Annotated in this window: 27 protein-coding genes and 1 pseudogene; 18 read left to right on the top strand and 10 right to left on the bottom strand. The window is 52.4% G+C overall.

Features of this window, described 5'->3' with window-relative positions; all coding sequences use genetic code 11:
- Positions 1–279: 279 nt before the first annotated feature.
- A complete protein-coding gene (locus tag AC2TF6_RS09860) occupies positions 280–567 on the top strand; it encodes a stage VI sporulation protein F (protein ID WP_042232734.1) in 288 nt (95 codons plus the stop codon).
- A gap of 213 nt (positions 568–780) precedes the next feature.
- Here AC2TF6_RS09860 and AC2TF6_RS09865 read toward each other — a convergent pair whose 3' ends face one another.
- The 3 genes from AC2TF6_RS09865 to AC2TF6_RS09875 form a co-directional block, all read right to left on the bottom strand.
- Positions 781–1140 carry a YolD-like family protein gene (locus tag AC2TF6_RS09865; protein WP_491310865.1) on the bottom strand — a complete coding sequence of 120 codons (360 nt, stop codon included), beginning with the start codon at positions 1138–1140 and terminating at the stop codon, positions 781–783.
- Positions 1137–2384, bottom strand: coding sequence for a DNA polymerase IV (locus AC2TF6_RS09870; RefSeq protein WP_491310866.1), 1248 nt, complete (start codon positions 2382–2384; stop codon positions 1137–1139). Before AC2TF6_RS09870 ends, AC2TF6_RS09865 begins: the two co-directional genes overlap by 4 nt.
- 97 nt (positions 2385–2481) lie before the next feature.
- Complete coding sequence (locus AC2TF6_RS09875) at positions 2482–2886, bottom strand: YhjD family protein (RefSeq protein ID WP_491310867.1); 405 nt, start codon at positions 2884–2886, stop codon at positions 2482–2484.
- 211 nt (positions 2887–3097) lie between these two features.
- Here AC2TF6_RS09875 and AC2TF6_RS09880 point away from each other — a divergent pair, with 211 nt between their 5' ends.
- On the top strand, positions 3098–4642 hold the full coding sequence (locus AC2TF6_RS09880) for an HD domain-containing phosphohydrolase (protein ID WP_491310868.1): 1545 nt from the start codon (positions 3098–3100) through the stop codon (positions 4640–4642).
- 116 nt (positions 4643–4758) lie between these two features.
- On the opposite strand, the gene AC2TF6_RS09885 is transcribed toward AC2TF6_RS09880, so the two are convergent.
- Positions 4759–5871, bottom strand: coding sequence for an alpha/beta fold hydrolase (locus AC2TF6_RS09885; RefSeq protein WP_491310869.1), 1113 nt, complete (start codon positions 5869–5871; stop codon positions 4759–4761).
- A 222-nt stretch (positions 5872–6093) separates the two neighbouring features.
- On the opposite strand from AC2TF6_RS09885, the gene AC2TF6_RS09890 reads away from it, so the two are divergent.
- Both AC2TF6_RS09890 and AC2TF6_RS09895 read left to right on the top strand, forming a co-directional pair.
- Positions 6094–6348, top strand: coding sequence for a hypothetical protein (locus AC2TF6_RS09890; protein ID WP_491310870.1), 255 nt, complete (start codon positions 6094–6096; stop codon positions 6346–6348).
- 132 nt (positions 6349–6480) lie between these two features.
- On the top strand, positions 6481–7191 hold the full coding sequence (locus AC2TF6_RS09895; protein ID WP_491310871.1) for an SOS response-associated peptidase: 711 nt from the start codon (positions 6481–6483) through the stop codon (positions 7189–7191).
- A 242-nt stretch (positions 7192–7433) separates the two neighbouring features.
- Here AC2TF6_RS09895 and AC2TF6_RS09900 read toward each other — a convergent pair whose 3' ends face one another.
- Both AC2TF6_RS09900 and AC2TF6_RS09905 read right to left on the bottom strand, forming a co-directional pair.
- Positions 7434–9020 (bottom strand): MDR family MFS transporter, encoded by a 1587-nt coding sequence (locus AC2TF6_RS09900; protein ID WP_491311618.1) that lies wholly within the window; start codon positions 9018–9020, stop codon positions 7434–7436.
- A gap of 57 nt (positions 9021–9077) precedes the next feature.
- Positions 9078–9542 carry a MarR family winged helix-turn-helix transcriptional regulator gene (locus AC2TF6_RS09905; protein WP_491310872.1) on the bottom strand — a complete coding sequence of 155 codons (465 nt, stop codon included), beginning with the start codon at positions 9540–9542 and terminating at the stop codon, positions 9078–9080.
- 197 nt (positions 9543–9739) lie between these two features.
- Here AC2TF6_RS09905 and AC2TF6_RS09910 point away from each other — a divergent pair, with 197 nt between their 5' ends.
- Positions 9740–11095 (top strand): sensor histidine kinase, encoded by a 1356-nt coding sequence (locus AC2TF6_RS09910; RefSeq protein WP_491310873.1) that lies wholly within the window; start codon positions 9740–9742, stop codon positions 11093–11095.
- Between the two features lie 50 nt (positions 11096–11145).
- Positions 11146–11454: a hypothetical protein gene (locus AC2TF6_RS09915; protein ID WP_009673019.1), complete on the top strand. Its 309-nt coding sequence runs from the start codon at positions 11146–11148 to the stop codon at positions 11452–11454.
- Between the two features lie 151 nt (positions 11455–11605).
- Here the strand turns inward: AC2TF6_RS09915 and AC2TF6_RS09920 are convergent, their stop codons facing one another.
- Positions 11606–12766 carry a cation:proton antiporter gene (locus AC2TF6_RS09920; RefSeq protein WP_491310874.1) on the bottom strand — a complete coding sequence of 387 codons (1161 nt, stop codon included), beginning with the start codon at positions 12764–12766 and terminating at the stop codon, positions 11606–11608.
- Between the two features lie 308 nt (positions 12767–13074).
- Here AC2TF6_RS09920 and lepB point away from each other — a divergent pair, with 308 nt between their 5' ends.
- Both lepB and AC2TF6_RS09930 read left to right on the top strand, forming a co-directional pair.
- The gene (lepB, locus tag AC2TF6_RS09925) at positions 13075–13608 is read left to right on the top strand and encodes a signal peptidase I (RefSeq protein ID WP_491311619.1); all 534 of its coding nucleotides are present in this window, start codon (positions 13075–13077) and stop codon (positions 13606–13608) included.
- Positions 13609–13674: 66 nt separating this feature from the next.
- Positions 13675–14232, top strand: a complete 558-nt coding sequence (locus tag AC2TF6_RS09930) for a flavin reductase family protein (protein ID WP_491310875.1) — start codon at positions 13675–13677, stop codon at positions 14230–14232.
- Positions 14233–14343: 111 nt separating this feature from the next.
- On the opposite strand, the gene AC2TF6_RS09935 is transcribed toward AC2TF6_RS09930, so the two are convergent.
- A complete protein-coding gene (locus AC2TF6_RS09935) occupies positions 14344–14811 on the bottom strand; it encodes a GNAT family N-acetyltransferase (RefSeq protein ID WP_491310876.1) in 468 nt (155 codons plus the stop codon).
- 123 nt (positions 14812–14934) lie between these two features.
- On the opposite strand from AC2TF6_RS09935, the pseudogene AC2TF6_RS09940 reads away from it, so the two are divergent.
- The 3 genes and pseudogenes from AC2TF6_RS09940 to AC2TF6_RS09950 form a co-directional block, all read left to right on the top strand.
- Positions 14935–15120: pseudogene (locus AC2TF6_RS09940) on the top strand (hypothetical protein); the annotation flags it as partial.
- 383 nt (positions 15121–15503) lie between these two features.
- A complete protein-coding gene (locus tag AC2TF6_RS09945; protein WP_491311620.1) occupies positions 15504–15671 on the top strand; it encodes an HK97 family phage prohead protease in 168 nt (55 codons plus the stop codon).
- 116 nt (positions 15672–15787) lie between these two features.
- Positions 15788–17029 carry an acyltransferase family protein gene (locus AC2TF6_RS09950; protein ID WP_491310877.1) on the top strand — a complete coding sequence of 414 codons (1242 nt, stop codon included), beginning with the start codon at positions 15788–15790 and terminating at the stop codon, positions 17027–17029.
- Positions 17030–17324: 295 nt separating this feature from the next.
- On the opposite strand, the gene AC2TF6_RS09955 is transcribed toward AC2TF6_RS09950, so the two are convergent.
- Positions 17325–17552, bottom strand: a complete 228-nt coding sequence (locus AC2TF6_RS09955; protein ID WP_491310878.1) for a helix-turn-helix domain-containing protein — start codon at positions 17550–17552, stop codon at positions 17325–17327.
- 504 nt (positions 17553–18056) lie between these two features.
- Between AC2TF6_RS09955 and rsmD the strand changes: the two genes are divergently transcribed.
- Positions 18057–18623 (top strand): 16S rRNA (guanine(966)-N(2))-methyltransferase RsmD, encoded by a 567-nt coding sequence (gene rsmD, locus AC2TF6_RS09960; RefSeq protein ID WP_036739794.1) that lies wholly within the window; start codon positions 18057–18059, stop codon positions 18621–18623.
- A gap of 31 nt (positions 18624–18654) precedes the next feature.
- Complete coding sequence (gene coaD / locus AC2TF6_RS09965) at positions 18655–19170, top strand: pantetheine-phosphate adenylyltransferase (protein WP_009673015.1); 516 nt, start codon at positions 18655–18657, stop codon at positions 19168–19170.
- Between the two features lie 49 nt (positions 19171–19219).
- Here the strand turns inward: coaD and AC2TF6_RS09970 are convergent, their stop codons facing one another.
- The gene (locus tag AC2TF6_RS09970) at positions 19220–20671 is read right to left on the bottom strand and encodes a hypothetical protein (protein ID WP_491310879.1); all 1452 of its coding nucleotides are present in this window, start codon (positions 20669–20671) and stop codon (positions 19220–19222) included.
- 129 nt (positions 20672–20800) lie between these two features.
- Here AC2TF6_RS09970 and AC2TF6_RS09975 point away from each other — a divergent pair, with 129 nt between their 5' ends.
- The 5 genes from AC2TF6_RS09975 to plsX all read left to right on the top strand — a co-directional run bounded on the left by AC2TF6_RS09975 (position 20801) and on the right by plsX (position 24555).
- Positions 20801–21985, top strand: coding sequence for a SepM family pheromone-processing serine protease (locus AC2TF6_RS09975; protein WP_491310880.1), 1185 nt, complete (start codon positions 20801–20803; stop codon positions 21983–21985).
- A gap of 59 nt (positions 21986–22044) precedes the next feature.
- Positions 22045–22560 carry a YceD family protein gene (locus AC2TF6_RS09980; protein WP_491310881.1) on the top strand — a complete coding sequence of 172 codons (516 nt, stop codon included), beginning with the start codon at positions 22045–22047 and terminating at the stop codon, positions 22558–22560.
- 33 nt (positions 22561–22593) lie between these two features.
- Positions 22594–22767, top strand: coding sequence for a 50S ribosomal protein L32 (gene rpmF, locus AC2TF6_RS09985; protein WP_009673368.1), 174 nt, complete (start codon positions 22594–22596; stop codon positions 22765–22767).
- A 200-nt stretch (positions 22768–22967) separates the two neighbouring features.
- Entirely contained in the window at positions 22968–23582 is a 615-nt protein-coding gene (gene fapR, locus AC2TF6_RS09990; protein WP_491310882.1) for a transcription factor FapR, read from the top strand.
- Positions 23566–24555: a phosphate acyltransferase PlsX gene (gene plsX / locus AC2TF6_RS09995; RefSeq protein WP_491310883.1), complete on the top strand. Its 990-nt coding sequence runs from the start codon at positions 23566–23568 to the stop codon at positions 24553–24555. The genes fapR and plsX overlap by 17 nt, the downstream gene beginning before the upstream one ends.
- The last annotated feature ends 8 nt before the right edge of the window (positions 24556–24563 follow it).

The following is a 24563-nucleotide window of genomic DNA, read 5'->3' on the forward strand; positions in this document are numbered from 1 at the left end:
TTTTGTGCCGCGTGATGCTCCCGGCGCGTCGGGGCCCGGCATCACATGTGGTTGACCGCCGTTCCTGCCGCAGTCGAATCGTTTCTTTGCTGCGAGAGGCGACCTGTGTTTGGTGACCGGGGCCGGAAATACCGGTGAATCATCCTTCTGAATGAGACTTAGACGAGAGTGCGATCCCGCTGGGGGACGGGCTGTAAGCTTTTCTATCCGCAAAATCTAGGCACATCCGGGCCGCTGCCGACATATGTTAGCAGGGATGGATAACGGGGAGGTGTTCAAGTGAGCTATCAGCAATATGGTATCGATCCGGCTCTGGTCGAACGCGTGAAATGGAAAATGAAAAACCCGGAAATTAAAGAACGCATTAAAAGGCTGCTGGAAGGGGTCACGAAGTACGATCTGCAAAACCGGCAGAAAGTTGCCGCTTTCGTCGCCCAGTTTTCTAAAGTGCTGGGCGAACCGCTTACCCAGGCACAGTCGTCGTCTCTGATTGATTTTGTCATCGCCCAAAAAATCGACCCCAACAACACGTTCCACTTATTAAAGCTGTGGGGAATGTTCCGTTAAAAAAAGCAGGCCGCTCCTGCAGATGAGTAGACACGGAAGGTTCCGTTATTTTTCGTGCCTATCTACAAAAAAACCGTCTATTCTTCGATAAAGAAGAGAGACGGTTTTTTTGCTTTTTCATTTTTTGCCGCAGATTTGTCCGAAAGCCTTGCTTTAATCCTAGTATTCGGAGCAGTTATTACAGATTTTACTTTGTTCTCGGGAACCGGACTTTTAATCGCTGATTTTGAGAATATCGTCAAAAGCGAGCCGGCGCACATTTCCCGGCACTTCAAGATGGATTTCCTGTTTCAGAGGGTCGATGCGCCGGACGATCCCGGTTATTTCCTCGTCCTCAAAAGGACCGTATACCGTCAGGGTAAGCACCCGCCCCGTTGTCTTTGCCTGGGCCAGAAGACTGCCTATGCGCTGGCGCTCTTCGTCTTCCAGCGACGGGTGAGCCCGGCGGTTCAGTTCCCGCTGGTGGCGCAGGTAGGCTTCCTTGTGTTCGGGCAGCATCATGCGGGACGATTCATACAGGCCGTTTCCCTGAAGTTTCTTGCCCGTCTTGGAACCGGCCGAAGAAGATTTCACTTGTAATGCCCTCCGATCTTATGGGATCTGTCTTTGGCCTGGCCGGCCGGAGTAGCGGAAACCGCACGCATAATGGCGGTGCTTCCGAACCGCTGCCGAATCGTATCGGTTGCCCGCTCCAGAGCGATTTTGCGCTCCCCGTCTCCGAACATCAGCAGCTGGTACTGATCATCGGGAACGAGGTCTCCCAGCGTGACTCCGACCTTGCGTACGGGGAGGCCGTCCCAGTGCTTGCGGAACAGCAGCTGGGCCGTTTCGTAGACCGTATCGGTGAGCTGCGTCGGGTCCGGCAGCTTCATCTGGCGGTAAAAACCGCTCGGATGGTCGTAATCCGCGCCCTGACAGCCGACGGAGACCACCTGGCCCTGACAGCCTTTGGCCCGGCAGCGCTGGCATACCAGCTCGGAGAGCTCGAGCAGTACGACTTTGATTTCTTCGGCCGTGGCATAGTCGCGGGGCAGCGTCATCTGATGGCCGACGGCTTTCTGTCCCTCGTGAGTCTGAGGGGTTACCGGAGAAGGATCGATGCCGTTAGCTACCCGCCAGATGACTTCCCCGTTGATTCCCCAGCGGGCGCGCAGACGGGCCAGCGGGGTTCTCGCCAAGTCGCCGACGGTAAGGATGCCCATGCGATTAAGATGCCGGGTCATCCGGGAGCCGATCAGATACGTTTTGCTGACGGGCAGCTCCCAGAGATTGGCGATTTCGCTTTTGGGCAGCCCGTAGATGCCCTCCCGATTTTTCTTGGCGAAATTGTCGCAGGCCATTTTAGCGAGCACTTTATTTTCGCTGATGCCGATCCGCGTCCATACACCGGTTTCCTGCAGCACCTTTTGCTGGATATCTCTGGCGATTTCCACGGGCGTGCCGAAGAGATGCAGGCTCCCCGTCACATCAAGGTACTGCTCATCAATGCTGAACGGCTCCACGAGGTCGGTGTACGTTTGAAGAATGGCCGTAATCTGCATGGAGACTTTAATGTACTCTTCCATGCGGGGGCGGATGACTACGGCCTCGGGACATTTCCGGAGGGCTTCGCCCAGCCTTTCGGCCGTTGTGACGCCGTGCGCTTTAGCGAGGGGGCAGGCGGCCAGAATAATGCCGGAACGGCGGGCGGGATCGCCAGCTACGACGACAGGCTTATCGCGGTATTGGGGATGGGCGGCTTTTTCCACGGATGCGTAAAAAGACTGGCAGTCCGCCAGCATGATTACACGTTTGCCTTGCTCGGGGAAGGCGGTCATCGGTAACACCTGCCATTTTGTCGGAATGAGAAAATGAATTTGAAAAAGGGAACTTATGTTCCCGTCTATCATTAACCATACACGAACGTTTATTCGGTTAACAACCGGTAATGTTTGCCTGCCCGCTGTTTTCGGTGTCCAGCCCGGCGGCAGGATCCAGGTACACCTCCAGTGCGGTAACGATTTCGGCGCGGATCAGTCGCCACAGCAAAGAAAACCGGTGGTGATACCCGCGGCATATGTAAGCGACGTTCAACCCATCTGTCGTGCGCCTTTCCTCGTAAATCCGGATGCCCCGTCGGCGGAACTGCTTGCGCAAAAAAGCCATGTCGGCCGTGACGCGATCTTGGATCAGGCGAAGATGGCCGATCAGCGGCTCGGGAAGTTTGCCGGAGCTTTCCAGCAGCGAAATGTTTTTTTCCAGTACGTCTAACAGAACCGGAAGCAGCACATACCGCTTAACGAGCATCGAATCGTCACGGGTTTGCAAAGGCGGCTGCATGATGTCTCACTCCTTGGGTATGGAAACGTATGTTCTTATGTAGTATATTCAGAATACCGAACATATATTCGTTTTTCAAGAAGAGAATTATTTGGAATTTTTGAGTGAAATTCGCCAGTTTAGCAAGTCCTTTTGCGTGCAGCCGTAAAATAAAGAGATCATGTACAATAAAAAGGGAATAACATTCCATTTATTTGGAGAGGGGCGTATTTTGCGAACATATACATACCGGCGGCTTCTGCTGGCTCTGCTCCGCAATTACCTGATCGGCTCCGCCATTGCGGTGCTGGGAGTAGGCAGCGCTCTGATCTATTCCGCACTGCGGGCGACGAGTCGCGAAATGTCCGTCATGCTGGTTATCCTGGGCGTTTCGCTCCTTGTGATGATAGGGACCGAACTGACCGTATTTGCCCGTCAGATGAGGCCGGTCCGTGCGGTTTTTCTCAAACATAGTCCCGCTCTCGACGAAATAAAGGAAGCTTATATACGTCTTCACCAGCTTCCTGTGCTGGCGGTCAAACGGATTTTCGGACCGCACTTGTTCGGAATGGTTCTGCCTGCCGTCGTGCTGGCCGTGGGCGCGATCCGTATGGGCCTGCTGGAGATCAGTTATTTTGACCTGACGCTCGCCGTGCTCGGCGCTCTGCTTGTGGCGTGCATGCATGCGATGATTGAATTTTTTTTGACCGCCTATTCCATCCGTCCGGCGATCCGGCATTCGCACGATCTTGCCCTGCGCCTGCACGGCGTGGAGGTGTCTCTGGACGGCAGAGTGTTGTTTTCGATCCGGAAAAAGTTCCAGTGGAGCGCGTTTATGATCGGTACCTTCCCGCTTTTCCTGTATTATTTGACCGTTCAGCTTCGTCTGGTCCGCGAGGATACGTCCCTGCTGATGGATTACTGGAACTGGGACGCGATGATTATCCTGCTGGGCATTCTGTTCGCTTCGCTCGGCGCCTGGCTGCTTTCCCGGGATATCGAGCATCCCATCGGGCAGATCCATAAGGTCATGGGAGAAGTCCGGGCCGGGAATCTGGCTATTCATGCGCCGGATCTTTATCCCGATGAGTTTTCGCGCCTGGTGGCGGGCTTTAATCACATGGTGGAAGGACTCCGGGAGCGGGACCGGATCAACCACGAACTGATTTCGGGCTATTTTGCCGCGCTGGCCGCCGCGCTGGATGCCAGAGACGCGTACACGGCTGGACACTCCGAAAGGGTCGCGGGTTATTCCGTCCGGATCGGCAGTCTGGCCGGGTTCTCCGAACACGACCTGGAGGAACTGCGCAAAACGGCGCTGCTGCATGACATCGGCAAAATCGGAATCAGCGACACCGTGCTGTTAAAAGAGGGGAGGCTCACGGACGACGAGTTTGCCCAAATTCAGATGCACCCCGCGCTGGGAGAACGAATCCTGCGGCAGATTGAGCCGCAGAGCTTGATGGCTCCGTTCCTGCCGGGAGTCCGTTCCCATCACGAACGATTTGACGGCCGGGGTTATCCGGACGGTCTCAAGGGCCTGGATATTCCGCTTTTCGGCCGGGTAATTGCCATTGCCGACGCTTATGACGCGATGACCTCGGACCGCCCCTACCGTAAAGGCATGTCCGCGGAGAAGGCGCTGTCCATTTTGAAAGAAGGAAGGGGCACGCAGTGGGACCCCCACTTCGCCACCTTGTTTATCGGCTGGCTGGAAGAAGAAGGCGGGCTGGATCAATCCGCCGGAGCCGAAAGAACGCGCGAACACGCCGGCTGACTTACCGGAAGGCGGGGAGGGAAGGGGCTTCCGCCCGGATGCCGAAAGAACGAAAAGACACATGCACGTTCCGCCCGGCGGATGTGAATGTGTCTTTTCGTTACATAAAGCCTACTTTATAAAAATTTTTTCATTTCATTAAATGCCAACTCGCGGTGGCCTGCTTGACAGTGCTGCTCGCCTCCCGTGGCCTTGGTGAAAATTTTCGTGGTGATTGAACCGGCATTACAAAGTTCCTGCTGGATTTGCGGCAGACGGCCGATGGGAACGTACTGATCGTCCTCCCCGGCCAGCAGCAATACATCCTGGTTAATGAACGGACCGATTCCGGCCATGGTATGTTTCTCAAAATTTTTCATCAGAGCAAACGGAGTTGTCTCTCCCGTATTTTCCATGCCTTTTGTGATTTTCCAGTTCAAATCGATATTGGAGGCCATCATTTTTTCAATGATCGCATTGAATGGTCCGGCTTCATTCGCGGCTAGAAGAGAAGTCAGCTTATCCCACATCTCATCCGGCATCCCGATTTTTAGCGCATCAAGGCCGCTGTAGAAAATATTAAAGGCGATTACTTTATCGATCCGTTTTTCAAAAGCAGCGGCGCGCATCGCCAAGTAACCGCCCCAAGAAGCTCCCATAATGCTGACACGGTCAAGATTAAAATAATCAATTACGGCAGCAACCGGTTTCTCCCAGTTATGAATGAATTTCAGCCCGTTTTTTAACGCAGTGCCTTGTCCGGGACCGTCAAAGACAATAAGATGATAAGGAATCCCTCTGATGAAGTTCATCATCTTCACCAATTCCTCCATATAGGAATCATAGCCGCCGAATACCAGCAAGGTTTTATCTGCGCCCGGTGTCACTAATTTAATCGCCGGAAGAGCGGCATGTTCATAGGGGATTTGATAAGATTCGTAAGCGAAGTCGTCAAACCCTTTATAGAATGTCTCGCGATATTTACGGTACATGTTCTCTTTCCTGGGGTCTGACGGTGCCAGATAAAATTCGGCGGCTTGATAGTAGGCCGAAGCAAGATCGTAATCCTGCCGCGCTTCCCGCATGACCGCATATTCCAGCCAGGTTTCATACCAGCTTTCCGTATCCTCCAATCGTGGAATCATGCCTTTCAAATCTTGGTTAGCCCGTTCATCGTCCTGATAGTAATCGTTTAAAAAACGGTTAATCTGCAAGTTAAATTGTTCGTTGTCCACATATTGCTTAAACATGGTATCACTCCTCTAATGATTTTTTTTAGGGCCACAACTTCATCGTAAAGGGAGTTATCCGGGCCGACAACAAGCGATAAAGTTCAATAAGTACGAAATCGGACGATGCGTATGCCATTGGTTCGATAAGCGACTTTTAGGAGGGAATTGATTAGATGGAAGAAGATGTCCGTGTGTATAAAACGAAAAAAAGCATGTCCCGTGCGCTCATCGCATTGTTGAATGAAAAAGATTAACGTCCATGTGCCTTTGGCGGATTTGCGTGCGCAGTTTGAGGGGATTTTATACGACGCTTGTTTTTCTTATCTGGACAAAGAACCGGCCGTGCCGAACGTTCCGACCGACTATCTGGCCCGGCTGTACGCGGCGAATGCGATGGTGCTTATACAGTGGACTTTACAAAACGGTAAAGACGCGGGTACGGTTGATCTGGCTCATCAAATGCAGCAGCATATTTTTGATCGTATTCATAAATGAGCATGCCGGGAAAGGCTGTCGGGAGCACGGAACACCCAGAACTTGGTCCCTCGAAGGCTTCGTTTTTATTTGAATTCAACCCGCCGTTGTATTAGGCTGTACATAGCTTGTGTGAATAAGGAGGAAATGTCCATGTGCGGACGGTATACGATCACGGTAACGGTAGAGGAGCTTATGGCCCGCTTCGGCCTTTTCGATGCGCCGGGCATTCCTTATCATAGACCGAAATATAACGTAGCTCCCGGCCAGATGGTGCTTGCCGTCGTGAACGACGGCCGGAATAACCGGATCGGCGAGCTGAAGTGGGGATTGATTCCGGAGTGGGCCAAGGAAGAAAGCGTCGGCGCCAAAATGCTGAACGCCCGCGCAGAAACGGCGGCGGACAAACCCGCTTATCGCATCCCGCTGCGCCGCAAGCGGTGCCTTATTCCGGCTGACGGCTTTTACGAATGGAAGCGGGAGGGGGGACTCAAGCAGCCGATGCGAATCCGGCTGAAAGACGGCGGTTTGTTTGCGATGGCGGGTCTCTACGACACCTGGCTTTCGCCCGACGGCCAGCGCGTCAGCACCTGCACTGTGCTGACGACGGCGCCGAACCCGCTCGTGGCGGAGATTCACGACCGGATGCCGGTTATTCTGCGGCGGGAGGACGAGGCTTTGTGGCTGGACCGGCAGGTTCAGGACCCCGCGGATCTGCTGTCTTTGCTCCGGGCCTATCCAGCGGCAGAGATGGAGGCGTACCCGGTTTCGCAGCTGGTCGGGAGCGTGCGCAATGACAGTCCGCAGCTGATCGAACCGATCGTGCCGCCGGAGAGCCCCGTACAGGAAGGGTGGCTGCTGTAAGAAGCGGCCCGGGCAGGCCGGAAGAGCCGGTGCGGCAACAGCGAAGCGGGCGGGATCGCCGGTTGTGTCTGTTGCCGTGCGCAATCAGGCAGGTGTGAATTAGCCTGACCTGAAATGAACTGATCTGGATCTAACTGAACTGGCCCGACCGACCGCCGGGTTAAAAAAGCGCTTGGCACCGCCTGGCTAAACACCAAAAAAAACCGGGATCCTTCTGAAGGATCCCGGCTTTTCGATTGATTTTACTCCGCGGCGGGTTCGGCTTTGTCGGCCGGCCCGGCTTTTTTCCGCTCGGTCAGTTTGATTGTCGGTACGGCAACCGTCAGCACGGCTCCCAGCACGATGAAAATCAGCGCGAACAAGTAGACGGAATGCAGAGAAGAGACGAGCGAATTTTTCAAAATCGGAGCAATGGTTTTCAAAAACTCCGCGGGCATCTCCTTCATAGCTTCCGGGCTGAATAGGAACGAATACAGCCCTTGCGGATTCGTATGAATCATTTCCGTAAATTTGGTCGTCAGTTCTTTGGCCTGCTCGGGCAGCTTTTGCAGCACGGGAACAAGCGTGTCCGTCAACTGATTGGTCGATTTATGGTTCATAATCGCCCCGAGGATGGTCATGCCGAACGTTCCGCCGATGGAGCGGAAGAACTGGCTTGAAGAAGTGACGACCCCCAGCTCCGATTTCGGGAACGATTCCTGGAGAACGAGCGTAAGGATCGGCATCACTAGCCCCATGCCAAGGCCGATTACGAGCATAATCAAGGTAGCGGTAAGCTTCGTCGTATCGATGCTCATCGTCGTCAGTAGAAGGAATCCCGCCGCCATCACGATCATGCCGATGCTGATCTGGACTTTCGGCCCGATTTTGTAGACGATCTGCCCGCCGATGATACTGGCAACGATCATGGTAACCATCATCGGGGTCATAATGGTGCCGGACGCCGAGGCGCTGACACCGACAACCCCCTGCATGAAGAGCGGCACGAAAATAATGGCGCCGAACATGCCGATGCTCATCAGGAAGCCGATGCCGTTGAGAATGGTGAACGTACGGTTTTTAAACAATCGCATCGGAAGGATCGCTTCCTCCGTACGGGATTCGATAATAATGAAAGCGGTGATGGCGATAACGGCCAGAACGAACAGGCTGATAATCTGCCAGGACAGCCACGGGTACTCGCTGCCCCCGAAGCTGAGACCGAGCAGGAGACTGACGACCCCGACAATCATGGTGAACATGCCGGCTACGTCGAACTTGACGGGCCCTTGTGTTTTGTGCTTGCTGAGGCCCATGGAAATAAAGATAACGGCGATAATCCCGACGGGCAGATTGATGTAGAACACCCATCTCCAGTTGAGGCCGTCCACGATCCAGCCGCCGATTTGCGGGCCGATCACGGAAGCGAGCCCGTAGAGACCACCAAAAACGCCCTGCCATTTGGCGCGCTCCTTGCCTGTGAACAAGTCCCCGATGATAATCATCGCCATCGGCATCATAATACCGCCGCCGATACCTTGGATGCCGCGGTATACGATAAGCTGGGCCATGCTGTCCGTCGTTCCGCAAAGCGCCGAGCTTACCATGAATATAATAAGTCCCGTCACATAAACGACGCGGCGGCCCAGCAGGTCGGCCAGCTTACCGGCGATCGGCACAACCGCGGTGGAAGTCAGCATGTAGGCGGTAGTCAGCCATGTCATATAACCGAGACCGCCGAGCTCTCCGACGATCCGCGGCATAGCTGTGCCTACGATCGTTCCTTCGAGGGCTCCGAAAAGCATCGCGATAATCAGACCCGCTATCAGCATGCCCCGGTGTTTAGTCATTTCTTGTTGATCTTGCTCCAGTTTAAGTGGTTCTCCCATTGTTTAAACTCCATTTCTCTATGATTTGCAGCATTTTCCGTTTGTGTCATCTTCATTTCCGGCGATATTTTGCAGTTTTTCGGAAATTTTCATCAGCGACTCCAACTCGTCCTGGTCGAGCCGCGAATAATACTGTTTGATAACTTCGAAAGATTTGAGCTTCGCTTCTTTAAGAACGCTCTGCCCGTGTTCCGTAAGGGATACCATGACGACACGGCGGTCGTTCTCATCGTGATGCCGGACGACAAACTTGTTCTGTTCCATCCGGTCGATCATGACGGTAATGGCGCTGGGCTTCACTTCCATCATTTCGGCCAACTGGGTGATTTTACCGGGCCCGGTTTCCGCGATCCAGTTCAGCACGTGAAATTGCGGACCGGTCAGCCCCATTTCTTTAAAATGAGACATCTGAGGCCCGATCCGTCGGTAAAAGGACATCGTGGCCCGCAAAATCCGGGCTACGTAATCTTCATTATCAAGCACGGAAGATAGTCTCCTCCTTTCAAATTCGCAAAATTGTTTTCACTAGTTATTATTTAAACTATATAAATATTAAGCTGTGTATATAAAAAAGTCAATCCTTCTGTTTACAAAAAACGGAGCGCTCTGCCGGAAAAGAAGCAAAACGCTATCCCGATGTGCTACAATGAAAAAAGCAGGTATAGTTGCGGAGGGTGTAGATGAGAACGACGATAAACCAACACAGAAAACCGGTATGGATCGGCTCCCTGCTGGGCCTGCTGACTGCCTGCATCCTAATCGGACAAGCGTATGCTTTTCTCTGGACGGAGCAGCAGAAGGCAAACAGCCGGAACCATCTGTTCTGGGATTCGTATTTAAACGCCATGTATGGCGTCGATAAAAATTGGTCTTCCGTAATTAAACAGTTAAAAGAAGATTCAGACCCGCAGCGCTTGGCCGAAGAAGCCGGTCTTCGCCTGTACAATGCCGATCAGAAGCTGCTCTTCGACGCGGCTGCATCGTCTTCTTCCGATAAGGAAGACCCTGCAGCCGGCCGCATTGACTTGCGAACCGTTAAGGACGGCAACCGGACTCTGGGTTATTATAGCTTGCCCGCCGCGCCATTCCATCATCCGGAGCCGCCGTTTTGGGCCGCCGTTCTGGCGGGCTCCCTGCTCGTCGGAGCTGCAGCCGGCCTCTATCTCAAACGGGGGGACAACCGGCTTCAAGCGGTGCTCGACCGTATCCTTTTCCGTCTTGCCGTTCTTGCGAGGGAAGACGGATCGGAGCCCTCTTTCAGGCGGGGCAAAGAAAACGGCGGCACAGACATAAACGCCAGGACGGCGGGAGCCGATGCCCTGCTTACGGGCATCGAGGACAAGCTGAGGCAGATGGAAACCGTGCGGCCGCGCATGGTCGCCGATCTGACCCAGGAGCTCAGGCGTCCGCTTACGGTGCTCCGCTCCAGCCTGGAGCAGGCGCAGATCGAAGAGAAGAGACTGACGATCGATAAGGCGGCGGCGCTCTTCGAAGAAGTCAGCCGCATGTCGGCGCTCGTGAACGACATGCAGCAGCTCGTGCTCGCCGAATCCGGCCACCTGGAGCTGGAAAAGCAGTGGTTCTCGCTGCGGGCGAGCCTCGATCCGCTGATCGCCCGCCTGGAGGCGGAAGCGCGCGCCTCCGGCATCGAGCTGCGCTACTCGCCGTCCAGGGAGGTCAGCCTTTACGGCGACCGCCACAAGCTGGAGCAGGCGTTCGGCCATCTGCTCGGGAACGCCGTACGGCTGGCTCGTTCGTCGGCCTCCGTATCGGTCACCGTCAACGATCTGGAAGTGACCGTCACCGTCCGAGACGACGGAGCCGGCCTTACACACGACGAGATTCCGCATCTGTTCGAGCGCTTTTACCGGACCGCTTATCCGCCGGCCGCCGCGGCTTCCGAACCGGGGCTCGGCTTCGGGATGGCTCTGGTCAAACAGTATGTGGAGGCCCACAACGGAAGTGTCCGGGTCACAAGCGAAGCGGGTCAGGGAACGTCTTTTACCGTCCGTCTGCCTATATTTACCGGAACTTAACCGGATGGAATAAGGGCTGCGGGCATACCTTCAAATGAGGAGGGACGACGATGAGCTACCTTAAACTGCTGCAAATTTATGAAAATGACGGTATGACGCCTAAACGCGCCACCTCATTCCGATACGATCAAATGCTCGGAACCATCCTGCAAGAAATGAAACCCACGGAAGTGGGAAGTTCCATGGTACTCTGCCGGGTGGACGATTTCCGATCTTTCCAGACAACCCGGGTTCAAGCCATCGACCGGGACGGAGCGGAGTTCCGGGTGCTCACCCGGAACACGATCTACCACTTCGAGGTCGTGGAAAGCCGGAACGTTTCCCCGGCTTCACGCCGCGCGTTATGCGAGACTTCGTGAAGCTTGCACCGCGCGCTGGAAGCCTTGCACGCATGCGGGTGCCCGGTCATGCGATACTGCACCGCGTGAGCGGAAACTTGCGCGCGGTGTGCAAAAACGCCTCTCAGCCGATTTTAACGGGCTGAGAGGCGTTTTTTGTGTCAGGCGCAAATCACTCGGCGGTATTCCGTGCCGCGGCAGGGGCGCTCTTTTCGCTGAAAAAGAGCTTCATCATCGGCGGGGTGACGATGGTGGTCACGAGAACGACCACGACAATGACCGCGAACATTTCTTCGGAAAGCAGCCCGGACTCTTGACCGATGGCGGCAATAATCAAGGCGACTTCGCCGCGGGATACCATGGCTGCGCCGATGGCCAGTGAACTGCGCCACTTGAATCCGGCGAGTCTGGCGCCGATGGCGGAACCGGCCAGCTTCGTCGCGATGGCAAGAAGACTGAGGATCACGATAAGCCCGATCGAAGAGGAGATTCCCTGAAATTGCACGGTAACTCCGATGGACGTGAAGAAAACGGGAACGAAGATGGAGTAGCTGATCGTCTCCACTTTTTCGAACACTTCGTGCTTGTAATTCGTCAGGCTGATGGCGACTCCGGCGATATAAGCGCCGATAATGGCCGCGACTCCGGCATATTCCGCCAAATAGGCGTAACCGAAGCAGATGATAAGAGCGGCGGAGAGTACCGTCTCCGTAACACGCAGGGGAGCGAATTTTTTCAAGATCCAAGGGACCGCCTTCCAGGCGAAAAGAAGAGCAGCCGCGAAGAAAACGACTTTTTTCACGACAATCATGCCTAAATTAACGTCTCCACCCGCCATGCTCATCAGAAAAGCGAGCGCGATAATGACCAGCACATCATCGATGACGGCCGCTCCGAGGATGGTCGTTCCTTCTCTGGACTTCAGCTGGCCCATCTCCTTGAGCGCCTGTACCGAGATGCTGACGCTGGTCGCGGACAGGAGAAGGCCGAGAAACGAAGCTTCCAGCGGAGATTGATTCAGCAGGATGCCGGCGAGATAACCGAGGCCGAACGGGACGATAATGCCGGCGACTCCGACGTAACCGGAGGCTTTGCCTGTACGTTTAAACTCCTCCGTATCGGTTTCGAGGCCCGCGATGAACATCAGCAGAATGACTCCGATTTGACTGATTTCCTGCAGCACATCCGTATTCGACACAAGTCCGAGAAGATTAGGTCCCAGCACAATTCCGATAAGAAGCTTTCCGAGAACCGAAGGCTGACCCAGCCGGACACTGATATCCCCGGCCAGTTTCGATGCGAGCAAAATAATAGCCAGTTGAAAAATTAGCACGTACCGCCTCACACTCCTTGCTTTCTTATTGTAGTCCCGGAATCCGGAAAAGCATGCAAAAAGAGCCCGTTACCAAAACCCGCTATGTAGACATAGCAAGGCCTTGGTGACAGGCTCCTCCGGGGAACTGCAATTTTAAGTTGCTACAATTATACACCGGGAGGGCGGGTGAAAGCAATGGAAACAGGTGGGGATAGACAGACGACGTATCGGTGAGCCATTTTTCGCAAGATGCCTAAGAGCGTGGTATAATTTAGGCAATAAGGTTTAGAAAGGAAGATGTCTTAGTGAAAATATTCAAGGAAGCGATGGGTTGGGCCGGGTCTATCGGCGTTTCGTTTGTCCTCGTCCTGTTTATCGGTATTTTCGTTTTCCAGCCCTACAAAGTTGACGGGCATTCCATGGATCCTACGCTTCAGGACGAGGAGCGCATTTACATCTCCAAGCTGGTGCATACCTTTGCTCAGGAACCGGCATACGGGGACATTGTCGTCATCGACAGCCGGGTGGATCGTCCACGTACGTTTAAGGACAGCTTTATGGAACAGCCGGTCATTCAGCTGATTACAGGAAGCGCGAATGAGAAAACCTTTTACGTCAAAAGAGTGATCGGCAAAGCGGGGGACGTTCTGGAGTTCAAGGATCATCAGGTGTACCGGAACGGTCAAGTGCTTGAGGAGCCGTATATAAAAGAAACGATGGAGTTCGTTTCCGATCATAAGTGGACGGTGCCGGAAGGCCATGTTTTCGTGATGGGAGATAACCGCAACCACAGCGATGACAGCCGGAAGATCGGGTTTATCCCGCTCGATCATGTGATGGGTGTCAAAAAACTGCCTTAACTGTTTGCGAAAGCATCGGAAAAGGTCCGCTTGCGAATGGCGGCTGAGACCGGAAAGGGGGTTATTATGAGAACACCTACGGACGATCAGGCATGGTACAGTTATCCGGGGATGGTGGCCGTCGTGACTTCACGCTATGGAGGCCGGCAAAATGTGATGGCTTCCGGCTGGCACACCTACATAGGCTCCTCTCCCGGCATATACGGGATTTCTTTAAGGAAAGAGACCCATACCTACTCTCTAATTGAAAAAAGCGGCGTGTTCGGGGTTCATTTTCTTCCCGGTTCCCGGTCGGAGCTCATACAGGCGGTGGGAACGTTCAGCGGAAGAGACATGGACAAGTACAAGGAGTTCGGAATTGCTTATGACAACGGACTTGCGGCGGATATTCCTGTTTTGAGGGATGCGTACTATGCCTACGAGTGCAGAGTCATGGAGATCCGGACTTACGGGGACCACGAATGGATCGCCGGAGAAATTCTCCAGCGGTACAAGGACGAGGAATTGTTTTTGGACAACGGCCTGCCTGATCTAGGCAAGCTTCAAATCCCCTTGTATATGGGAAGGTCTACCTACCGTATCGTGCAGGAGAGCACGAAAGAAGCGCAGCATCTGTTCGGATAGACCCGTTCGTGCATAGGAGAACAACAAACCGCCCCGTTTAGCGAGGCGGTTTTATTCTGGTTGCGGTTGTTGCAGGGTCGTAAGGGGCGGTCCGGGTCGTTCGGAAAATACTTAACTGACCGTCTTTTGAAAAAAGCTGATGTAAAAATCCGGTGCGACTTCCAGGTCGCGTTCATGCTTGTAGCCGTTTTTCAAATACAAATTTTTCGCCGGAACGTTGTCCTTTCCCGTCGCTACTTTGAGTAGGGAGACGTGACCCATGTCGGACTCCAGCGTGTTTAAAAGCTGCTGGGCGATTCCTTTTTTGAAATGATCCGGGTGGACGACCATCCGGCAAATCGTGACGGTTTCCTCTTCTGCCGTGCAGGAAACGGCTCCGGCAAGCTGATTGTTTATGAAATAGCCTCTAAATTGTTCGCCGCATGCCTGAAACTCCTCGAAAGTCTCTTTTAACGGCGGAATCTCATAGAAATTAATAAGCTTAGCTTCAATTAAGTAAGATTCCCGTTGTAATTCGTACAGGCTGCGTACGAGTTCGGTGTCGTTGAAATCAATGGTTCGAATAATGCCTTCGTTCAAAGTGGTCACCTCTAATGATCGTTTGGATTCGTCTCTATCATACGGAGGGGGGATTTTAAATTAAAGAGGAGCGTTTCATTATAACCAATCTTTCCGCGGAAGCAAAAAAGAAACCCGCGATACATAGGGAGTTGGGTAGGTATGAAACAAATAAGCCTTGAACCGATTCAAAACTTCTTTCCCCGCTGGTTCAGAAATTTCGGTGTCGCGTTCTGGATTGAGCTTTTGATTGCTCAGCCAATAGCGAGATTTGCCATGAAAAAAATTCACGCTAGACTTTTGCCGGCCATGCAGAAGTATGATTCATAATGACGTTTGGATTAACTGATTTGACATATTTCTTGTATTTAAAGTATGTTAGATGCAACTAATTTAAAGGGTGGTGTCTGTTTGTTAATTGCTCTGTAAAAAGCATTTAGTTTTGTAGGTGACATTTTTGGCAATTGACTATTGCTATTTTTATCGTCCCTAAAATGCTTTACATAGTATGCCTAACAGATGCCTTATCGTGCATAGAAGTGGGTATAGTCTATTGACTGTACTCACTTTTTCTTTGTAGAGCATTTTAAAAAAGGTTTATTGATTTGCTTTACTAAGGTAGGGTGCGATTTATTTGTCGTCGGAATCGTTCTGCTCATAGATCACTTTGACCTCTTTAAACAGATTTAGAATCTGTGCCGATCCGTAGCGTTATGGAAGCGGAGTTGTTCGAAGTCAGCCCGGTTACGACGCCTGCATATCCACAATCAAGTGTCGGTGTTCGCTCGGCGGAGGAAGTCTTCCAGGGACGCCCGAGCCTTTCGCAAGCTGCGGAGCGGATGCCCTTTTCTACCGGCTGCTCCGGGGTCTCAACCTCTTAACTCGGGTCCTCAGACTTTGGTTTTCGAAGTTTTAATTGGAACACCTTGTGTTTGAAAAAGGAAGTCATGTATAGTGGTGTCAAGATAACAAATATATTGGAAAGTGGTGCCACTTTTTGTTGGGAAAAAAAATAAGCGGAATATTGGGGATGGATAGGTACGTTCATATTCCAGAGTTAGACGGGATTCGTGCAATAGCAGTTTTAATGGTGTTTATATATCACGCGTGGGGCAATTCAGGTATACCTGAATTAAATATATTCGGGTGGGACATTACTTTTTTACTCAGTTGGGGGCACCCTGGTGTTAATTTGTTTTATGTTCTTAGTGGTTTCTTATTATTTATACCTTTTGCGAATTATTACTACAACGCAAATAAATGCGTTACACCACCAAGTCTGAAAAAATACTTCATTCGTAGGGCGTTGCGTATACTTCCTGCTTATTATGTTTTTCTGGTTTTAAATATTTTGTTGACAAATAATATTACTATTCTATCAACAGAGGGAGTGAAGAAACTTTTTATCAATATTTTTTTTCTACAAGGTTTTTTTCCGGAACATATGATCAACGGGGTAACATGGACCTTGTCTAATGAAGTTCAATTTTACATTTTACTTCCATTTATAGCTCGTTACTTCATTGGAAGGAGAGCTGTGATTGCATTTCCTAGTACATTAGCTTTAGTGATCATCTACCGGATAGTGTGTTTTTTAATTTATAATCCTAACATTGACTCGATTGATTGGAAATATTATTATCTGACGGAATACAATATTTTAGGATGTTTAGACAACTTTACAATTGGGATGACACTTGCCAGCATATTCTATTATAAAAAGAATGGAAAAAATCACTACATAGATAATCTGATTATTTCAGCAAGATATCTAATTTGGTTGACGCCTTTGTTTTTTGGATTACTATTTTATACATATTATTCTTGGAGATTTAAACAAAACTCGCATTTCAGCTGGTTCTTTTTTTCTTTTGGCTTTGATTTTTTCCTGTATATTTTATTCGCAGTAGTATTCTTATACGTGTTATTCGAGAAAAATGTATTAACCTCTATTCTCAGCAATACGTACTTAAGAATAGTAGGGATAATCGGTTATAGTATTTATATCTGGCACCTTCCTTTAATGGATAGTTTGAATAAGACTAATTTTATTAACAGTGCGGAAGGTTGGGAAAAATTTTATCGTTTGATACCATTTTCATTATTTGTGATTCTACCATTTTCATTTTTTATGTTCATTTTAGTAGAAAAATATTTCATGGATTTATCATCTTCATTAACTAAAAAACATGAAGACGGGATTGCTTTAGCAGACCCTAAAAATAAGATTACTTTTTAGAAATGATTGTGTTTCGTTCTCGTTTGCATTCTGTCCATTGTATACCCCCGTGCCTAATGGCCGGGGGCTTTTTATTATTCAAGGGAACCTTCTGTGCCGCTCAAAGGCACGAACAAAAAAGCAATAATGTAAATGTATATCAGCTGAAATATGACCAGGCTTCCACGTTCGCCGTCGTCCGGCTTGGGGTTTTTCTTTTTCATACCGTTCCACCCATCATAAAATTACATATATTGTAATTTGTATGAACCAATAGGTACAGTATCGCTTATAGGAGTGAGCGAAAATCTGCTCACTACCGCTTACCTGCATCGGTGTCAATCCATTCATACAAGTCATCCATATAACAATTGAGGACTATTGCTGCTTCCCTGGTTTTAACCAAAGATAAGCGTTTCTCACCACGGACGACTTTAGAAATGAAGGAATCTGAAAGATTTAATCGTTGGGCTAATTGTGCTTGTGTCATACCTTTACTGTTTAGGAGTTCGGGTAAGCGGCTTCTCCCAACACGGAGCGCCAAGTCTATACCTCCTTACGCGGATAATCTCATGATGTTGGATAAATTGTATCACGCGTAATTTTCCAGGTAAATGACCGGCTAATATAGGCGATTATTTCATAGAAGGAACAGCAAAATTTTATATGAACAAAAAGGAAAATCAAAACAAAAACGAAGTGATTTGCCACCTTTTTTGCCACCTTTAGAGGATTTTGAAAAAAATATAAAATGAAGAATGAGTGAAGCCCTTGATATATAAGGGTTTATAAATAAAAATCGGCCCCCGTATCACTACGAGGGCCTTTCATGGGAGAGGAGAAACCGGACGAAGAGCTTATGGGGAAACGTAAGTCTTCTCCGCGGTTGTCTACGACACTTTTGATGTCGATAATTCAATCATATCCGAAAAAAAGACAGGCTATACACGGACAGGAAATTTTTTTCAAAGCCTTTTTGTGCAACGAACAAAGATTGTGGTACGATAACAGAAAACCGACAAGAACATTACAGTGGGGAATTCAGCGTATGAGAGTGATTTCTGGAAGTGCCCGGGGCCGTTCTTTAAAGGCCGTACCCGGGATGAGCACGCGTCCGACGACCGACAAGGTCAAGGAGGCGATCTTTTCGATGATCGGGCCTTACTTTGACGGGGGTACGGGACTTGATCTGTTCGCCGGAACCGGCGGCCTCGGGATAGAGGCTTTGAGCCGGGGGCTGGACACGTGCATATTTATCGACCTGGAGAAAAAAAGTCTGGATACCGTGCGCCACAATCTGGAGGTTACCGGATTGACGGATCGTGCGGAAATATACCGCAATGATGCGGGACGGGCACTGAAAGCTCTGGAAAAACGGGGTAAGCAGTTCGGGCTTGTATTCCTGGACCCGCCTTACCGGTTTAAAATTACCGGAGAACTTATGCAAAAGATGAAGGGATTGGGACTGCTCGAGCAGGGGGCGACGATCGTGGTGGAACATGACGCCGCGGATAAGCTTCCTGAGGTTTTCGAGGGTTTTGTCATGCAGCGGCGTGCCGATTACGGGGATACGGCTGTGACCTTGTATACCTTTGAAGACACCGGGCTGAACTGAAACCGAACATGAAGAAGGAGCTGACACAGCTGTGCATCAGGAAAAACCACGATTGAAAATAGCGGTTTATCCGGGAAGCTTCGATCCCGTGACGAACGGCCATTTGGACATTATCCGCCGGGCGGCGAAAGTTTTTGATAAATTAATCGTAGCCGTCCTGAATAACACGTCGAAAAATCCTTTGTTTTCATTGGAAGAACGCATTGAGCTTCTAACGAAAGTAACGAGGGACATTCCGAACGTCGAGGTGGACGGGTTCCGGGATCTTCTGATCAACTACATGGAGTCCAAAGATGTACATATTATTGTCCGGGGGCTTCGTGCGGTCTCCGATTTCGAATACGAGCTGCAGTTGTCGACGATGAACAACAAATTAAATGAAGAAGTCGAAACGTTCTTTATGACCTCTTCGCCGCAGTATTCTTTCCTCAGCTCCAGTATCGTAAAAGAAATTGCCCGTTTTCACGGTCCGGTTTCCCATTTCGTTCCGCGGGAAGTGGAAGAAGAGCTGAAATTGAAATTTGCCGCAAACACACGGCAACCGTAGGTCAAGGAAGGCTGCCGGGCGCAGGCTTCCTCCTTCTTTTAAGGGCCTGTCAGGCTTTAGGGCCCGAATGGAGTCTTCGCTGCGCAAATGCATGCAGTGCATAGGACAGAACGCAGCCAGCAGCCAGCATGAGCAGAAGAAAGCCAAGCTGCGCGAAGGCAGGCATCCAAACGCTCAAGGAAGAAAACAAAGACCCTTCTCCTGTCCTGGCTATAGGGGGTAGAGTTCCCGAGACTTCGAGCGTTTGCCGTCCGGAAGGCACAGATGGAAACAACCCGCTTGTGAAACACCATAGCAGGAGAACAAGCAGGTACGAAAAGCAGGCATGAAGCAGGCGCGCCATCAGAAAAGGGAGATACCGCAGACCGGCGCCGTAGGCGGCGCTCAGGGCCTGTGCGTGGGAAGATAACCCGCCGAACCCGAGAAAAGCTGCGATTAAGGCGAGTTTGATGCCCTGTGGCAGCGCCTGTTCTCCAGCCGCGGCATGAGCGCCCAAGTGGAGCTCGAACAAGCCGGAAGCCAGATGATGCAGCAGGTCCGGCCCTACGGGCAGTCCGAGGAGCCCGCCGGCGGCTTGGAGCATATCCGGCATTGTCAGCATGTGAATGATGACGGAGAAAATCATAATATAGCCGCCGATGACCATCAGCGACTGCACCGAAGCCGTGACGGCCTCGCCGAGCAGCTGGCCGAACGCGCGGCCGTCCTCGCTGCGGGCGCGGGCCAGGCTGCCTGCGGCCTGCCGCCACAGGGGAGCGCCGGAGGCACCGCTTCCCGCCCCGCGGCGCTTCACGGGTGGCGCCTCGCCGCCGGGCGCAGGCGCGTCCGCCCGCACGGCACGCCCCCGCGAGTCGCCCGGGCCCGCGTGCGTGCGCGGCGGCTCCGCGGCGGACCCGCCGGCGGCTCCCCCCGAATCCCCGGCTCCGTCCGTGGATTCGGGCTGTCCCGGCGCAGGGGCGCTCGCCGGCTTCTTCTGCGAAGGCAGCACGAAGCCGAGCAGCAGCGCGCCGCCGTAATGCACGCCGGCCAGCAGAAGCCCCAGGCGCGGGCTGTGCAGGAACCCGGTGCCGATCACGGTGACGATCAGCACCGGGCTTGCCAGATGCGACAGCGCCAGCAGGCGCTCGCCTTCGCCGCGCGTAAGCAGCTTCCGGCCGCGGAGCTTGGCCGTGAAGAGGGCGCCGCTCGGAAATCCGCCCAGGGCTCCCGCGGCGAGCGCCAGACCGCCCGTGCCCGGCAGGCGGAGCAGGAGCCGCGCGAGCGGCTCCAGCAGGGTGCCGAGGGCGTGGACGACACCGAAACCGAGCAGCAGCTCGGTAAGAATCATAAACGGCAGCAGCGCCGGGAATACGATGTTCCACCAGATCGTGATGCCCTCCAGGGATGCCTGGAGCGCCTTGTCCGGAAAAGCGATAATCGACGCGACCAGGGCGGCCGCAAGACTGCCGAGCAGAAGCGTGGTACGATACCCGCCGCCGCGGTGCGTTAGGGATTTCGGCATGTAAACACCTCGATTCGTTTGCTACATGTGTACGCCGGACCGAAGATGTTTAGACCAAGCCCGCCCCGCATACACTAACAAACATCCATTCTCCGATTTTCGGAAACGGAACGGGAGGGAACCCTTGAAATGAACGACAAAGATCATGAAAACCAGCGTTACAACGACGAACAGGAACAAGAAGAACGCAAGCGGGAAACCGGCTTCGAGAACGGGGACAATGTCCGGGAGAGGCCCGTCATCCGCCGGGCGCATCCGCAGAGGCGCTCCAGGCGTTTTTTTACGTCGCTTCTTGTCGGCTTTCTCTGTTTTGTTATCCTGTTTTACGTTCCTCTGCCTTTTTTTATTTATATGCCCGGTACGGCTGAAGCCGTTCACCCGATGGTCAGCGTCCCCAAGAGCGACAATACCGATGAGAAAGGCTCGCTTATGCTCGTTACGGTCCGGGTGGCCAATGCGAACGTAGTGACGTATCTGTGGTCCTTGGCCAACAAATACGACGAACTTCAGCTCAAGAAAGATGTCCTCCGGGGGATGTCCGAGAAAGATTACAGCCAGCAGCAGCAGTTCGTCATGCTGACTTCCCAAAGCGACGCGATCCAGACCGCTTACAAGAAGGCGGGCGTTCCTTTCCATATAAAAGGAGAGGGAGTCATGGTCACGGGCCTCTCGCCGGGTCTTCCCGCGGAGAAAGTGATGCAGGCCGGAGACAAGGTCACCAAAGCGGACGAGAAGGAGATCCAAACTTCTCAGGATCTTTTCGCCTTTCTGGAAAACAAAAAAGAAGGAGACACCGTTACGCTGACCTTCATCCGCGGAAATAAAGAGATGACGGCGCCGCTCACGCTGGCCAAGCTGCCGCCCGATAAAGACACGGGCAAGAGCCGCGTGGGAATCGGGATTACGATGGCCGAAATGCAAAGTGTCCAGGCGGACGATCCCTCCAAGCAGGTTACCATTAAAGCGGGCGAAATAGGCGGACCGTCGGCAGGTCTGATGTTTTCCCTGGAGATTTACAACCAGCTGCTTCCCGAGGACATCACGAAGGGGCACAAAATCGCGGGAACCGGAACGATCGACACGGACGGCAAAGTAGGCGTTATCGGCGGTATCAAGCATAAAATCATCGCGGCCGACCGCGAAGGAGCCGAGATCTTTTTTGCTCCCCAGGATCTCAAAACAGACAAAGGTACGATCTACAATTACACGGATGCTTTGGCCCGCGCCAAGGAAATCGGAACGAAGATGAAGATCGTTCCCGTCGCGACGATGGACGACGCCCTAAAGTATTTGGCGGAGCTTCCTCCGAAATGATTGACAAACCGGAAGAATAATAGCTATAATTATCTTTGTTTGTTTGAGGTGATAAAAACATGTGGATTCAACTTAAAGACATCATGGCCAAAGGACAGCCTGTTGCCATCCGCGAATCGCTTAACAGTGAAGCGCTGCTGAAAGGCCGCAAGGATATTTTGTCCGCAGGACCGATCGTTACGGATCTGGAGGCGAAAGCGGCGTCCGACGTCGTGGAAGTAACCGGCCGTGTTTCCGTCGAGCTTGAGTTTGGCTGTTCCCGTTGTTTGACTCCGTTCAAGCAGACGTTGAACATTCCCTTTCGGGAAATTTTTACTTCGAAACCGGAAGTGGAAGCGCAGGCTTCCGAGGATGAGGAAGAGATCGTCCATCTGGTTCGCGAAGATAAAGTGGAATTGAACCCTTACATTGAAGAGAATATACAGCTTGAGCTGCCGCTGGCGCCGGTTTGCCGGGAAGACTGCAAAGGGCTTTGTCCCGGATGCGGAACGAACCGCAACGAACGCGACTGCGGCTGCAAGAACGAACGGATCGATCCGAGACTGGCCGGTCTGGCTGATTTTTTCAACTCGTAGGGATATGGGGATTACGTTAAGGAGGTGGAATTCATGGCAGTACCGTTCAGAAAAACATCCAAAACCCGCCGCGACAAGCGCCGTACCCACTTCAAATTGGAAGTTCCGGGCATGGTTAAGTGCGAGCAGTGCGGAGAACTGAAGCTTTCTCACCGCGTTTGCAAAAACTGCGGCACATACAAAGGCAGAGAAATCGTACAAGCTTAATTTACGTTAAGCTGACAAATAGTACTTCATCTTAGGTGAGGTGCTATTTTTTTTGTCCAAAAGCTGTGAGCGGATAAGGTAAAAGGAGGAGCGGGGCGGATTTATCCGCAAGGCTTCCCTTTTGCACGCAAATTATATATACTACTTTTAGTACTAGGTAATAAGAGGAGGCCATATTACCGGCCGTCTCCACAAGCAGGGTGGTGCTTGTCATCGAACGTCTTCCGAAACGCACTCGTCAGCAGCAGCTGCTGCAGGCAATTGAAGATAATCCGTTTCTGACGGATGAAGAATTAATGCGTAAGTTTCAGGTTAGCATTCAAACCGTTCGACTGGACCGTCTCGAGCTGGGGATACCCGAGCTGCGCGAACGGATCAAGCATATGGCGGAACGTTCCTACGACCAGGTGCGTTCCCTGCCCATTGATGAAGTGATCGGGGATATCATCGATCTCCAGCTCGACAAGAGCGGCATTTCCATGTTCGAACTGACCGAAGACCATGTTTTTTCCCGTACGAAAATCGCGCGCGGGCATCATATTTTCGCCCAAGCCAATTCACTCGCCGTTGCGGTCATCAACGATCCGATCGCGCTAACCGCTTCGGCCGACATCCGGTTTATCCGCTCTGCCATGCTTGGCGAGAAATGTATCGCGAAAGCGTACGTCAAGTCCCTGTCGAAGGGGAAGGCCAAGGTGAATGTGCAGACGTTTATCGGAGACGAAGTTGTTTTCGAAGGCAGCTTCGTCATCTTTCACTCCAAGAAAGAACAACTACGAACAGAAGGTGGGCAAGCCAATGCGGATCGCAATTGACGCAATGGGCGGCGACCACGCCCCGGCAATCGTCGTGGAAGGGGCTCTGGCGGCAGCCAAGGAATGGACCGATGTCGAGCTTCTGCTCGTCGGCGATTCGGCCAAGATCGAGGCGCTGCTTACGGAGCGCCCCTCGAATCTGCGTGTCATCCACGCCTCCGAGATCATCGAAGCCGAAGACGAGCCCGTCCGGGCCGTCCGCCGCAAGAAAGACGCCTCGATGGTCGTCGCGGGCCGGCTGGTCAAGGAAGGCGAAGCCGACGCGATGATTTCGGCAGGCAACACCGGCGCCCTTATGACGACGGGGCTTCTCGTCGTCGGCCGGGTACCCGGCATTGAACGCCCGGCTGTCGCGCCGATGATCCCGACGCTGGACGGCAGAGGTGTTCTCGCGCTTGATCTGGGAGCGAACATGGACTCCAGTCCGGAAAATCTGCTCCAATACGCCATCATGGGCAGCATATACAGAAGCAAGGTTCACGGTATGGATCGTCCCCGCGTAGGTCTGTTGAATATCGGCACGGAGGCGAAGAAGGGGAACGAGCTGACGAAAGCGGCGTATCAGCTGCTGGAACAAGCTCCCATTCATTTCGTGGGCAACGTCGAGTCCCGCGACATTCTCCACGCTGAATACGACGTTATCGTGTGCGACGGATTTGCCGGCAACATTATGCTGAAAACGCTGGAGGGAGCGGCCTCGGCCATTTTCTCCGCTTTGAAGACCGAGTTTACCCGTACGACGATGACCAAACTGGCCGCGGCCGTACTGAAACCGGGATTGTCCGCTTTCAAGGGGAAGCTCGATTATACGGAGCACGGAGCGGCTCCACTGCTCGGATTAAGCGGCCTCGTGCTGAAAAGCCACGGCTCGTCCGATGCGAAGGCGATCAAGAACGCCGTGCGTCAGGCAAGAACGGCGCTGCAGAATGATCTGGTCGGCGCAATCGCTACGGAAATCAAGAACGGGAAGTGAGTGGTCCT

It is taken from the genome of Paenibacillus sp. JNUCC 35, from assembly GCF_058269095.1.